Here is a 12,514-nt window from a genome sequence, read left to right as displayed (position 1 = left end):
AGTAGAATCGCCCAGAGAGCGAGGTGTCCATGGCGTCCAGCCGCCCCACCGTCTACGACGTCGCCGAACGCGCGGGCGTCTCCATCGCGACGGTGTCCTTCGCATTCCGCAGGCCTGAGAAGGTCCGCCCGGAGACGAGGGATGCCGTGCTGGAGGCGGCGCGGGAGATCGGCTACGTGCCGAGCGGTTCCGCCCGCAACCTCGCCAGGGGCCGCACGGGTGTCCTCGGTCTCCACCTGTTCGATCTGCTCCTCGACGGCCCGCAGGACGGCGCTCTGCCGCAGCAGCCGGGTGCCCACGAGAAGCGCGTCGACATCGAGACGCTGGATCTCGACGCGGGGCTCGTGCCCTGGGATGCCGTGGAGGATGCGCGCCTCAGCGAGCCCCAGACGTTCCCGCTCTACGTCGACGAGGTGCAGCGCGGCTTCGTGCTGGAGTGCAAGCGCAACGGCCGCGCCGTGCTGCTCAGCACGGGCGGGACGGGACTGTCCGACGTCGCCGACACCGCGGGACGGGTGGACGGGCTCGCGGTGCTGCCGGGGAAGTCGGCGATGGCCTCTCTCGCCTCGGTGGCGTCGAACCTCCCCGTCGTGGTGCTCAGCAGCGAGACCGGCGACGGCCACCACGTTCTCGTGGACAACGTCGGCGGCGAACGACTACTCATCGATCACCTCGTCGACGTGCACGGCGCGTCGACGCTGGGGTGGATCGGCGCGCGCCTCTCGCACGACTACGCGGAGCGCGGGGACGCGTTCTTCCGGATCCTGTCCGAACGCGGAGACGCCGTGACGGGGGAGCAGCTCGACGAGGTCGACCTCGACATCGCGCCGGACTTCGCCGACGTCGTCGCCCGTGCTCGCGCGGGCACGCTGCCGGATGCTCTCGTCTGCGCGAGCGACCAGGTCGCCATCGCCCTCATGGACGTGCTGCGCGCCGAGGGCGTCGAGGCGCCTCGCGATGTGCTCATCGTCGGATTCGACGGCATCCTCGCGGCTCGCACGACGACGCCGACGCTCACGACGATCCGTCAGCCGATGGAACTGATGGGCAGGATCGCCGCGCACCTTCTGCTGACGGACCCCGGCGACGGCTCGATGGCGCCGAGGACCGTGCGCCTCGGCGTCGGGCTCCAGCGCGGTGAGAGCTGCGGCTGCGCCGGCTGACGGCGACCGCGGTCAGTCGATCATGCGGCAGTGCGTGGTGAGCTCGCCGATGCCGTCGATGCCGACCGTGACCGTGGAGCGGTCGCGCAGGAAGATCTGCGGGTCACGCGAGTAGCCGGCGCCGCCCGGGCTTCCGGTGGAGATCAGCGTGCCGGGCAGCAACGTGAGCGACTGCGACAGGTGCGCGATGAGCTTCGCGACCGACCGCACCATCTGCCCCGTGGTGGCGTCCTGCACGGTGTGGCCGTCGACGACGGCCCAGATGTGGAGATCCTGCGGGTCGGGGATCTCGTCGGCGGTGACCGCGAACGGACCCGTCGGGGTGAACCCGTCGAAGGACTTGCAGCGAGACCACTGCGCCTCGGCGAACTGGACGTTGCGAGCCGTGATGTCGTTGACGACCGTGTAGCCCCAGACGTGGCTCAGGGCCTCGGCCTCGGCGACGTCCTTCGCCGGCGTGCCGATGAGCACGCCGAGCTCCGCCTCGTAGTCGACCGCTTCGCTGAGCGCGCGCGGCCAGGTCGTCGTCTCTCCGTGACCGGTGAGCGAGTTGGGCCACAGAGTGAAGACGGTGGGGGCGGCATCGGTCTTCAGACCGAGCTCGCTGGAGTGCGCGGCGTAGTTGAGCCCGACGGCCAGCACGGCCGGCGGCGCGAGGACGGCGGATGCGAACGCCCACTCGTCGAGCGGGTGGCGCGGCGCCGCCGCCTCCGACAGCGCGGAGCGCAGGGCGTCCAGAGTCTCGTCGCCTCCCTCGATCAGCTGCTGCAGGGTGGCAGGAGGGTCGGACAGGAGATCAGAGACGAGGATGGCGTCGGTGCCCTCCACGACCGCGAGATGAGCGGCGGGGGAGTCGGCACGGCGCAGATGAGCGAACCGCATACCTCTACGGTAGCCGCCATGCCGCTGCGCCGCCTGGAGGAAGTCGCCATGACGGGAGGATCCTGATTGTGGCCAATATGCTGTGCCTATGAGTTCCGGAGGACCGTTCCAGCCATCGCCGTACACTCCGCCGCCCGCCGGGCAGCCTCAGCCGGCGCCGCAGCCCGGTCCGCCGGCGGCGCCCGCTCCGCAGTACGCACCCCCGCCGCAGCCGCCCTACGGCGCACCCGCACCGCACTATGCGCCGCCGGCGCAGTCGCCTCAGCCGCCCTACGGCGCTCCTGCACCGCAGTACGGTGCTCAGCAGTACGCCCGGTCGGACTACACGCCGGCGGCCTTCGCCCAGCAGCCGGTCTACGGATCGGTGCTCGCCCAGCCCACTCCCTACGCGCCTCCCGCTCCCGTCGCGCCGTCACCGGCTCGGGGGCTCCCGTCGCTCCCGGCACCGCGGCGCGGCGGCCGCATCGCCCTCTACTCCCTGTTCGGCCTCCTCGGCTTCCTGCTGATGGCGCTGATCGGCTACTTCGCGATGTTCCTCGGCACCTGGGCATCCGTCATCGGGCTCGTCCTGGCGCTCATCCCGCTCACGATCGTGTTCTTCGTCGTGCGCATGATCGACAGGTGGGAGCCTGAGCCCAAGCTCCTGGTGTTCTTCGCGATCGCCTGGGGCGCGATCGCCGCCATCGGGCTCACGCTGCTCGTGGACTTCGGTCTCAGCGCTTTCTTCGGCCCGCGCAGCGACGCGGCCGCTGCGGTCGTGCAGGCGCCCGTCGTGGAGGAGTTCTGGAAGGGCGTCGGCGTCTTCCTCATCTTCCTCATCGCCAGGCGGAGCTTCGACGGGCCGGTCGACGGCGTGGTCTACGGCGCGCTGGTCGGCGCCGGGTTCGCGTTCACCGAGAACATCCAGTACTTCGCGATCAGCCTCATCGAGGGCGGAGGTCCCCAGCTGACGATGACCTTCGTGGTGCGCGCTCTGATGTCGCCGTTCGCCCACGCGATGTTCACCTCGCTCACCGGCCTCGCGATCGGCTTGGCGGCGCGTCGTCACGCGTCAGCGGGAGCGGCCCTCGGGTTCGGGGTTCTCGGCTGGATCGGCGCGATGCTCCTACACGCGCTGTGGAACGGCACCGCCACCTTCTCCGACTTCTTCCTGCTGTACTTCACGCTGCAGGTGCCGCTGTTCGTCGGCTTCATCTTCGGGATCGTCGCGCTCCGTCGGGAGGAGGCGCGCCTGACGCGGTCGCGTCTGGGCGAGTACGCGGCGGCCGGGTGGTTCACCCCCGAGGAGGTGAACATGCTGGCGACCCCCGGTGGCCGCAAGGTCGGCATGAGCTGGGCTGCGCAGCTCCGGGGCGACAGGCGTCCGCTGATGCGCGAGTTCATCAAGGACGCGACGACGCTGGCATCGGTGCGTCAGCGTGCGATCACCGGGCGGGATCCGCTCGCCGCGCAGGACGAACAGGCGCTCCTCGTGCGAACCCGTGCCACCAGGGCAGCACTGCTGGCGTACTGAGCGGAGACGGTCATGAGCGCGTTCCTCCTCATCCACGGCGCCGGTGACGTCGGCTGGTCCTGGCACCTCGTGGGGGCCGAGCTCCGCGCGCGCGGCCACGAGGTGTTCGCGCCCGATCTGCCTGGGGGCGACGGGACCCAGGGGTTCGCGGACTACGCTGACGCCGTCGTCGCGGAGGTGGGGGAGCTGCACGATCTGGTCGTGGTGGGGCACTCGATGGGAGCCTTCACCGCTCCCATCCTCGCCGAGCGGCTGTCGGCCGACGTTCTCGTGCTCCTCGCCGGCATGATCCCTTCACCGGGGGAGTCGCCCGACGAATGGTGGACGCGCACCGGCTGCGGCGACGCGGTCGCCGCAGCCGCGGAGCGCGACGGGGGCCTCACGGGCAACGAGGATCCCTTCGTGAGCTTCTATCATGACGTGCCGCGCGAACTCGCCGAGGAGGCGATGAGCAAGGAGCGCGCGCATCCGTCTTCTGCCGCGATGGCGGCGCCCTGGCCGCTGGCCGAGTGGCCCCGCGTGAGCACGAAGTACATCGTCTGCACCGAGGATCGCTTCTTCCCGCCGGAGTTCCTCAGGGCGCTCGCACTCGAGCGGCTCGGTGTCGTCGCGGATGACATCACGGGGAGCCACTGCGTTCCGCTCAGCCGCCCCGTCGAGCTCGCGGTGATGCTCGAGGGGTACGCCGCAGAAGCCCGTTCCGGTCGGGAGTGAGCGGGCCGAGGCTCCGGTCGCAGTGGTACGTCGTAGCAAGACTCAGCGCCCGGTGCTGCGGCGATGCCTGCATGTCTACCGGGCGCTGAGTTGATCTGTAAACAGGGTGCACCCGGTGCTCTCGGGTGTCAAGAGGTTTCTTCGCGCCCCCTTCGGGGTCAGATCTCCTCGACGATCACATCGAGGGCCACACCCTCGCACGCGATCCGGGGGAGAGCGGCGAGCCGGCTGCCGCGCACCGAGTCGCCCGTCGCGCACCGCGGATCGGTCGAGACCACCACGCGTCCGACACCGTTGGTGAGGGTCACCTGGTGGCCGAGTGCCATGAAGCGCGGTGTGAGCTCCTTCTCGACGGCGGCCACGAGCAGATCGAGGCCGGCCACGCCGATGCGCTCCCCGTCGATGTCTGCGGGGACGGCGATCGTGATGGTGTACTCGTCGCTGCAGAGGTAGTCCACGTACGGGCCGGCGACATGCGACTCTCCCGTGGTCATCGGCACGCGATACCACTCCAGGGCGCTGTAGTCGATGTCCTCCTTGTTCACCGTCTGGGAGGCGAGCACCAGCTGACGGCGGTCGGCGCCCTGCCACCACGCGAGGTGGCTGCGCGCGTCGGCGAGGAGATCGATCGCGGCGATGAAACCCGCTCCGTACACGGGAACGCCGGGCAGCTCGAGGGATGCGAGGGCGTGCGGCTCGACGAGCGCATCGATCCTCGCGCTGGTGAGCGGGCTGGTGGCGCGAACGTCCGCCACCTGTGCTGCGAACCGGGGAGCCCAGGCGCGCAGCGCGCGGATGGGCTCGGAGAAGTATCCCCGGACGATCTCGGCCGCGGCCTCGACCGCTGTGGTCTCGGTTCCTGTGGTCATCGCGTCCTCCTGTGCACGTCGATGTCGGTCATCTGTCAGCCGGCTGCAGCCTGCAGCTGGATGAGTGCGTCGATGGTCTCGGAGACCATGAGCTCGGTCCTGGCGCCCGCGGCATCCGGATCCGCGGCCTCGACCGCGTCGATGACGGCGGCGAGATGCCGGGCCTGTCGCAGTCTGTCATCGCTCTCCGACGCGACAAGGCGGAGGTACGGCGAGAGCTCTGCCTGCAGCTTCATCTGCTCCCTGGTCAGACGCGCGGACTGGCTCAGCGCCACGATCTCGATCTGGACGTCGTCGAGGAGACGGCGCTGCTGATCGCCGTCCAGCTCGCTCAGCCGCTCGATGCGCCGCCGCACCTGCTGCGTCTCCGTGGGATCGGCTCGGCGTGCCGCGAGACGCACGCAGGCCCCGGTGATCGCCGCGTAGTGCGCGCCGAGATCGCGCAGGGCCACGCGTGAGGTCGACCGGACGGCCTCACGGGCGAAGGAGAGCGGGTCCGCGTGCTCCGCGACGAAGCTGCCGCCGTTGCGTCCGCGCCGTGTCGTGACGAGCCCGCGCCCGCGCAGGGCGAGGAGCGCCTCGCGGACCGTGACAGGAGCGACTCCGAGGCTCTTGGCGAGATCCGCCTCGGTGGGAAGCCGTTCGCCGGCCCGCAGATGGCCGCGGGTGATCGCGTCGACGAGCCTGCGCTCGACGAGCTCGGCGCGGCCCTCGTCTCCGATCGGCTGGAAGAGCGCCCCCTGCAGGCGGTGAGGATGCTGCTGCACGCGGCTCTCCGGCGCCGTCGCAGCGGAATCGGCGGCGGCCTCTGTGGGCGCTGCAATCGGTTCCATCTTCAGATTCTCCACCCTTGTCGGTGAACGCGACAAAATCGGTACTTGAAATATTACCTCTGTGTTTATATGTTTAGGAAACCTTCCGAGTTCGACGTTGATCCGAGGAGCGCGAGATGATCGCCACAGCCCCCGTCGCCGACGCAGTCGCCGATCCCCCCAAGACCGATGGCGCCGTGACTCTGCACGGCGTCACGAAGTCGTTCGGCGAGTTCACCGCCGTCCGCGACCTGGAGCTCGAGGTCGCATCGGGGGAGTTCCTCTCGATGCTCGGTCCCTCCGGCTCCGGCAAGACGACGGTGCTCCGCATGATCGCCGGGTTCGAGGATGCGACGAGCGGCGTCATCCGCCTGTCCGGGGTCGACGTCACCCGCACGCCGCCGCACGCGCGGCAGGTGAACACGGTCTTCCAGGACTACGCGCTGTTCCCGCACCTCACCATCGCGGAGAACGTGGGCTACGGGCTCAAGGTGAGGGGAGAGGGCAAGGCCACGCGCACCGAGCGCGTGCGTCGTGCGCTCGAGCAGGTTCGTCTCGACCATGTCGCCGGCCGACTCCCTCATCAGCTCTCCGGAGGACAGCGGCAGCGCATCGCCCTCGCCCGTGCGCTGATCCTGCGCCCGCAGGTGCTCCTGCTCGATGAGCCTCTCGGAGCGCTCGACAAGCAGCTCCGCGAGCAGATGCAGATCGAGCTCAAGCAGATCCAGCGCGAAGTGGGCATCACGTTCATCTTCGTGACGCACGACCAGGAAGAGGCGCTCACCCTCAGCGACCGCGTCGCCGTCTTCAACAACGGACGGATCGAGCAGATCGGGACAGCACGCGACGTGTACGAGTTCCCTCAGACGGAGTTCGTCGCGCGTTTCCTCGGTCTCTCCAACCTCATCGGGGGCGACCTCGCGGAAGAGCTCACGCGCGACAGCCGCACGATGAGCATCCGGCCGGAGCGCGTTCGGCTGCTCGGCGCCGACGACGCGCACGACGAGGGCGAGGTCTCGCTGACGGGGGTCGTCCGCGAGGTCGTCTACACAGGGCCGGCGACGCGATTCCTCGTCTCGACGGACGCCGGAGCCGACATCATCGCCGAACGCCCGAACGCACACCACCCCGCGGCGGGAGCCGCCTTCGGCCGCGGGGACCACGTCCGCGTCGCGTGGACACCTGACCATGCGGCGCGGCTCCCCTGAAACACCCGTACACCCACCTGCAGCACTGATCACAAAGGAGCGATCCATGCGTAAGAAGATCCTGACCGTGTCGGCGATGACCGCCGTCGCCGTGCTCTCCCTGTCCGCCTGTTCCGGAACGACCGATGCCCCCGCGGAGGGGGGAGGCCAGCTCGAGATCGACGTCCCCGACATCCCGATGCAGAAGGAGCTCGGCGACTATGAGGGAGAGGTCAACATCGTCGCCTGGAGCGGTTTCGTCGAGTCCGACTGGAGCGACGCGTTCACCGAGGAGACGGGGTGCGTCGTGAACCGCCGCGTCGCCGGCACCAGCGACGAGATGGTGCAGCTCATGCGCACGGGGGACTACGACCTGGTGTCGGCCTCGGGCGACGCGAGCCTCCGCCTCATCGCCGGCGGCGATGTGCAGCCGCTCAACCTCGAGCTGATCCCGAACTTCGGCGACGACATCGTCGAGGGGATGAAGGGGCAGCTCTACGACACGATCAATGGCAAGTCCTACGGCATCCCGATCGGCCGCGGCGCGAACATCCTGCAGTACAACAGCGAGGTCGTCACCGAGGAGCCCACCAGCTGGGACGTGGCCTGGGAGAAGGACAGTCCGTATGCGGGCAAGATCATCGCCTACGACGCGCCGATCTACATCGCCGACGCCGCGGTCTACCTCATGGCGCACGAACCGGAGCTCGGCATCAAGAACCCGTACGCCCTGGATGAGGAGCAGCTCGCCGCCGCGGTCGACCTGCTGAAGCAGCAGAACGGCATCGTCTCGGAGTACTGGGCCGATCCTGCGGCTCAGATCACCTCGTTCGCCGGCGGCACCACGGTGCTGGGCACGTCGTGGGAGGTGCTGCGCAAGCTCACCGAGGACGACAGGTTCAAGAGCGTGCTGCCGGAGGAAGGGTCGACCGGATGGTCGGACGCGTGGATGCTCGCTGCCGAGGCGAAGAGCCCGAACTGCGCGTACGCGTGGATGGACTACGCGTCCTCGCCCGAGGTCAACGGCGCGATCGCGATGAACTTCGGCATGGCGCCGGCGAACGCGGCGTTCTGCGACACGAGCGACGAGGCGAAGGCGCATTGCGAGTACTACAACGCCACGAACGAGGAGTACTTCAAGAAGGTCTGGTTCTGGACGACCCCGATCGAGCAGTGCATCGACGGGCGGACCGACGTGACCTGCACCAACTTCCAGCAGTGGACCGACGCCTGGCTGACGGTCAAGAACTGATCCACCGGGGGCGGAGCCTGCTCGGGCTCCGCCCCACCGCACTCGACTTCTCGAGACAGGACTGACCATGAAGCGACGCGCACGGATCGCGGGGCTGCTCGCCCTGCCGATGACCTGGCTCATCGGCGTCTACATCTTCTCCCTCGTGATGCTGCTGGTGACCGCCTTCTGGGTGACCGATCCCTTCACCTCGAAGGTGAAACCGGGGTTCACGCTCCGCAACTTCGAACAGCTCATCGCGAATCCGGCCTACCTCTCCACGTCTTTGCGCACTCTCGGGATCGCCCTCGCCGTCACCGCGGTGTGCATCCTCATCTCCATCCCGCTCGGGATCTTCATGGCGAAGGTGGCTTCGCCATGGCTGCGCGGTGTGCTCGCGGCGTCGATCACTCTGCCGCTGTGGGCGGGCTATCTCGTGAAGGTCCTCGCCATGAGGATCACGTTCACGGAGGACGGGTTCTTCAACTGGCTGGTCGGCCCCGTCGGCGGGCGCGGGCCTGGATTCAGCGCCTTCACCGTGATCCTCACCCTCACCTATCTCTGGCTGCCCTACATGGCCGTGCCCGTGTACACCGCGATCCGACAGCTGCCTCCGAATCTCTTCGACGCGTCGGCCGACCTCGGCGCAGGGTCGTGGCGCACGATCAGGACGGTCGTCCTGCCGCTCATCAAGCCGGCCGTCATCGCCGGCTCGGTCTTCACGTTCTCGCTGAGTCTCGGCGACTATCTCGTCGCCAAGTTCGTCGGGGGGTCGACGCAGATGATCGGAAGCGTGATCGCATCCAACATCAACCTCAACCCGCCCATCGCCGCGGCGTTCTCCCTCGTGCCCATCGCCTTCGTGGTGATCTACCTGGTCGGTGTCCAGCGCACCGGCGCACTGGAAAGGATGTGAGGCAGCCATGCTGAGACTGTCCAGGACCTCCAAGACGATCCTCGGGATCCTCGTCGCCGCGATCCTCGTGTTCATGTACGTGCCGCTGCTGCTCGTGGTGCTGAACTCCTTCAACGGGGCGCGGATCGCGAGTTGGCCGGTGAGCTCCTTCTCCCTGGAGTGGTGGGGCAAGGCGTTCGCGAGCGAACCCGTGCGCGGGGCTCTCCTGAACTCGATCCTGGTCGCGGCGGGAGCCACCGCGATCGCCCTCGTCCTCGGAACGCTCGTCGCCTTCGCGCTGCAGCGGTACTCGTTCTTCGGCCAGCGTGCGGTCAACCTGCTCGTCGTTCTGCCGATCGCGCTGCCCGGCATCGTCACCGGAGTGGCCCTGAGCAACACCTACAACCAGATCCTCGAGCCCATCGGCATCCAGGTCGGCTTCTTCGGGATGATCATCGCCCACGGCACGTTCTGCATCGTGATGGTGTTCAACAACGTGCTCGCCCGCCTGCGCCGGCTGAACCCCGGCATCGAAGAGGCGTCGAGAGACCTGGGGGCGACGCCGTGGCAGACCTTCCGTCTGGTCACCTTCCCGCAGTTCCGCAGTGCCTTCATCGCCGGCGGCATCCTCGCCTTCGCGCTGAGCTTCGACGAGGTGTACGTCACGATCTTCACCGCCCCGCCCGGGGTGGACACCCTTCCGCTGTGGATCATGAACCAGATGGCGAGGCCCAACGAGGCGAACGTCGTGAACGTGGTCGCCACCGTCGTCATCCTCGCCTCGTTCATCCCGGTGTGGGTGTCGCAGCGCCTCGGGAGGGACCTCGCCGACAGGGACTGAGACCTCGTTCGGCGGTCGCCGGAGTGTTCGCTGTGAGCAGGTGCGCTCGCGTTGACCGGGGGTCGGGGCTCGGGTTGGATGGAGTCATGACTGATCGTACGAAGCCTGAGTTCGACGCACCCGCCGGCCCCGCTCCCGCTGAGCTCGTCATCCGCGACATCATCGTGGGCGACGGCGCCGAGGCGAAGCCCGGCGACACCGTGACCGTCCACTACGCCGGCGTCGAGTTCGACTCCGGCGAGGAGTTCGACTCCTCGTGGGGTCGCGGCGAGACCATCCAGTTCCCGCTGCGCGGGCTCATCCAGGGCTGGCAGGACGGCATCCCGGGCATGAAGGTCGGCGGACGCCGTGAGCTGGTCATCCCTCCGCACCTGGCCTACGGCCCGGTCGGCGGCGGGCACTTCCTCTCCGGCAAGACCCTGATCTTCATCATCGATCTGGTCGCCGTCGGCTGATCCGCACTTCTGCGCAAGGCGCCTCGCTCCCTCGGGGGCGGGGCGCCTTCGTCATTCCGGAGAAGAATCTTCATTCACGGGAATACATGTCCGTGAATGCAAGTTGCACCACTCTGACGCCGCGCACGCGGCCGGACTTTTCGTCAGATCCTCAGAGGAGACACCATGACCAGCATCGACATCCCCGGCTACCGCTCCGGCACCTGGGTGCTCGACCCCGCGCACAGCGAGGTCACCTTCAGCGTCCGTCACATGATGATCTCGAAGGTGCGCGGCACGTTCGGCATCAAGTCCGCGACGCTCGTCGCTCCGGAGAACCCGCTCGAGGCCAAGGTCACCGCCAGCGTCGACGTCTCCTCGATCGACACGAAGGATGAGGGCCGCGACACCCACCTCCGCTCCGCGGACTTCTTCGACACCGAGAACTTCCCGACCATGGAGTTCGTGTCGACCGGCACCCGTGTGGAGGACGGCGACTTCTTCGTGGACGGCGACCTCACCATCCGCGGCGTCTCGAAGCCCGTGAGCTTCGCGTTCGACTTCGGCGGCTTCGGCTCCGACCCGTGGGGTTCGTACAAGGCAGGCGCCTCCGCGACCACCGTCATCAACCGCGAGGACTTCGGCCTCACCTGGAACGCCGCTCTCGAGACCGGTGGGGTGCTCGTCGGCAAGGACATCACGATCAACCTCGACCTGCAGGGCGTCCTGCAGCAGGACTGATCGCACCCGCATCCCCGACGGCGGGCGTCGATACTCTCGGCGCCCGCCGTCGGCGTATCCGGAGTCCGGGGTGTGTCGGATGCCTGCAGGCCGGCTCTGGGCCGCCGGCCGTCGGCGGTCAACCGTCGGCCGGGGGAGAGAGACGCGAACCGACGGCTCGCAGCGACACCGCCGCCCATGTGCGGAAGGGCCTCCAGGCCTCGGAGATGCGCGCGAGCTCGTCATCGCTCGGCGTGTGGTCGAGGCCGTAGAGGCTCTGGACGGCGGCCCGCGAGTGGTCCTCTTGAGTCGAGAGGACATCGGTCAGCCCGCACGCGCGGATAACGATGAGCGCGCTGTAGAAGGGGCCGATACCAGGCAGCCGCTGCACGTCGGCCATGGCCTCAGCGGGGTCCATGGCGGTGAGGCGCGCCACGTCGAGCAGGCTCTCCTGCGCCGCGCGGGCGATCGCGTGCAGCCGCGGGATGCGGTCGGCAGGCAGCCCCGGCACCGCATCGAGGGCGAGCAGCTGATGCGGCAGGGGAAGGGCGGCTTCGGTGCGGCCGGCGAGTTCGAACGCGGCGCCGTGCGCGAGTGAGAGCCGCTGGCGGAGGCCGATGCCCTGGCGTCGCGAGCGCCGCGCCGAGAGCGTCGCCCAGACCGCCGCCTCGTACGGACTGTGGAAGTTCGACGGACGGAAGCCGGGAGCCTCGGCGTGCACCCGCGTGAGGACCGGATCCGCTGCGCAGACCGCGGACCACGCGTCTCCGTCCTGATCGGCGGACACGACGCGCGCGACCTGAGCGGAGATCGCTCCGAGGTCTCCGTCGCCGTGCACCGTGAGCGCGAGCGCGCCCTCGGTCTGGCGCACCTCGACGCCGACCTGCGTGTCGAGCGCGTCCGTGCAGAAAGCCAGGCGCATCACGCCGTCGAAGGACGATTCGTCGCGGTGCCCGAAACCCATGAGTGCGACCTCGCGGAGGTCATAAGGCCCCGTGAGCGGCAGCGTGGCCGTGCGGATGGAGGTGCTCATACCCACACTCTGCACCCGACCTCCGACATCGCTGCGGTCTGCCGTCAGAACCCAGGGCTCAGGGTTCGGGGCTCTCCGCGTCGTAGGCGCGGAACCGCGGATTCCTCCGGGCCAGCAGCGCTACGAGGGCGATCACGATGAACCCGCCCAGCAGCGGCGGGAACCACAGCGCCGTGAAGGTGGCGAGGGTGCCGACGGCCAGCACGAGTCCCGCCCCGAG

Annotated in this window: 13 protein-coding genes; 9 read left to right on the top strand and 4 right to left on the bottom strand. The window is 68.8% G+C overall.

Annotation, left to right across the window (positions count from 1 at the left end):
* Positions 1 to 29: 29 nt before the first annotated feature.
* Positions 30 to 1,163 (top strand): LacI family DNA-binding transcriptional regulator, encoded by a 1,134-nt coding sequence (locus CQ047_RS09470; RefSeq protein WP_105674579.1) that lies wholly within the window; start codon positions 30 to 32, stop codon positions 1,161 to 1,163.
* Between the two features lie 12 nt (positions 1,164 to 1,175).
* Here the strand turns inward: CQ047_RS09470 and CQ047_RS09465 are convergent, their stop codons facing one another.
* Positions 1,176 to 2,045, bottom strand: a complete 870-nt coding sequence (locus CQ047_RS09465) for a fumarylacetoacetate hydrolase family protein (protein ID WP_105674577.1) — start codon at positions 2,043 to 2,045, stop codon at positions 1,176 to 1,178.
* An 88-nt stretch (positions 2,046 to 2,133) separates the two neighbouring features.
* Between CQ047_RS09465 and CQ047_RS09460 the strand changes: the two genes are divergently transcribed.
* On the top strand, positions 2,134 to 3,558 hold the full coding sequence (locus tag CQ047_RS09460; protein WP_258132573.1) for a PrsW family intramembrane metalloprotease: 1,425 nt from the start codon (positions 2,134 to 2,136) through the stop codon (positions 3,556 to 3,558).
* A gap of 12 nt (positions 3,559 to 3,570) precedes the next feature.
* Positions 3,571 to 4,272, top strand: a complete 702-nt coding sequence (locus CQ047_RS09455) for an alpha/beta hydrolase (protein WP_105674575.1) — start codon at positions 3,571 to 3,573, stop codon at positions 4,270 to 4,272.
* A 158-nt stretch (positions 4,273 to 4,430) separates the two neighbouring features.
* On the opposite strand, the gene CQ047_RS09450 is transcribed toward CQ047_RS09455, so the two are convergent.
* Both CQ047_RS09450 and CQ047_RS09445 read right to left on the bottom strand, forming a co-directional pair.
* Complete coding sequence (locus CQ047_RS09450) at positions 4,431 to 5,141, bottom strand: cache domain-containing protein (RefSeq protein ID WP_105674573.1); 711 nt, start codon at positions 5,139 to 5,141, stop codon at positions 4,431 to 4,433.
* Positions 5,142 to 5,176: 35 nt separating this feature from the next.
* Positions 5,177 to 5,974 carry a FadR/GntR family transcriptional regulator gene (locus CQ047_RS09445; protein WP_105674571.1) on the bottom strand — a complete coding sequence of 266 codons (798 nt, stop codon included), beginning with the start codon at positions 5,972 to 5,974 and terminating at the stop codon, positions 5,177 to 5,179.
* 116 nt (positions 5,975 to 6,090) lie between these two features.
* Between CQ047_RS09445 and CQ047_RS09440 the strand changes: the two genes are divergently transcribed.
* The 6 genes from CQ047_RS09440 to CQ047_RS09415 all read left to right on the top strand — a co-directional run bounded on the left by CQ047_RS09440 (position 6,091) and on the right by CQ047_RS09415 (position 11,282).
* The gene (locus tag CQ047_RS09440) at positions 6,091 to 7,161 is read left to right on the top strand and encodes an ABC transporter ATP-binding protein (protein WP_105674569.1); all 1,071 of its coding nucleotides are present in this window, start codon (positions 6,091 to 6,093) and stop codon (positions 7,159 to 7,161) included.
* Between the two features lie 46 nt (positions 7,162 to 7,207).
* Positions 7,208 to 8,392, top strand: coding sequence for an extracellular solute-binding protein (locus CQ047_RS09435; RefSeq protein WP_105674567.1), 1,185 nt, complete (start codon positions 7,208 to 7,210; stop codon positions 8,390 to 8,392).
* Positions 8,393 to 8,459: 67 nt separating this feature from the next.
* The gene (locus CQ047_RS09430; protein ID WP_105674565.1) at positions 8,460 to 9,287 is read left to right on the top strand and encodes an ABC transporter permease; all 828 of its coding nucleotides are present in this window, start codon (positions 8,460 to 8,462) and stop codon (positions 9,285 to 9,287) included.
* Positions 9,288 to 9,294: 7 nt separating this feature from the next.
* Complete coding sequence (locus CQ047_RS09425) at positions 9,295 to 10,107, top strand: ABC transporter permease (RefSeq protein WP_105674563.1); 813 nt, start codon at positions 9,295 to 9,297, stop codon at positions 10,105 to 10,107.
* An 86-nt stretch (positions 10,108 to 10,193) separates the two neighbouring features.
* A complete protein-coding gene (locus CQ047_RS09420) occupies positions 10,194 to 10,562 on the top strand; it encodes an FKBP-type peptidyl-prolyl cis-trans isomerase (protein WP_105674561.1) in 369 nt (122 codons plus the stop codon).
* A gap of 165 nt (positions 10,563 to 10,727) precedes the next feature.
* Positions 10,728 to 11,282 (top strand): YceI family protein, encoded by a 555-nt coding sequence (locus CQ047_RS09415; protein WP_105674559.1) that lies wholly within the window; start codon positions 10,728 to 10,730, stop codon positions 11,280 to 11,282.
* Positions 11,283 to 11,400: 118 nt separating this feature from the next.
* On the opposite strand, the gene CQ047_RS09410 is transcribed toward CQ047_RS09415, so the two are convergent.
* Positions 11,401 to 12,294 carry a DNA-3-methyladenine glycosylase gene (locus CQ047_RS09410; protein ID WP_105674557.1) on the bottom strand — a complete coding sequence of 298 codons (894 nt, stop codon included), beginning with the start codon at positions 12,292 to 12,294 and terminating at the stop codon, positions 11,401 to 11,403.
* Positions 12,295 to 12,514 lie beyond the last annotated feature (220 nt).

The sequence above is a fragment of the Microbacterium sp. MYb72 genome (genome assembly GCF_002979415.1).
In the GTDB taxonomy this organism is placed as follows: Bacteria; Actinomycetota; Actinomycetes; order Actinomycetales; family Microbacteriaceae; genus Microbacterium; species Microbacterium natoriense.
The sequence above is the reverse complement of the archived record's forward strand: the minus strand, read 5'-3'. Positions and strand labels throughout refer to the sequence as shown.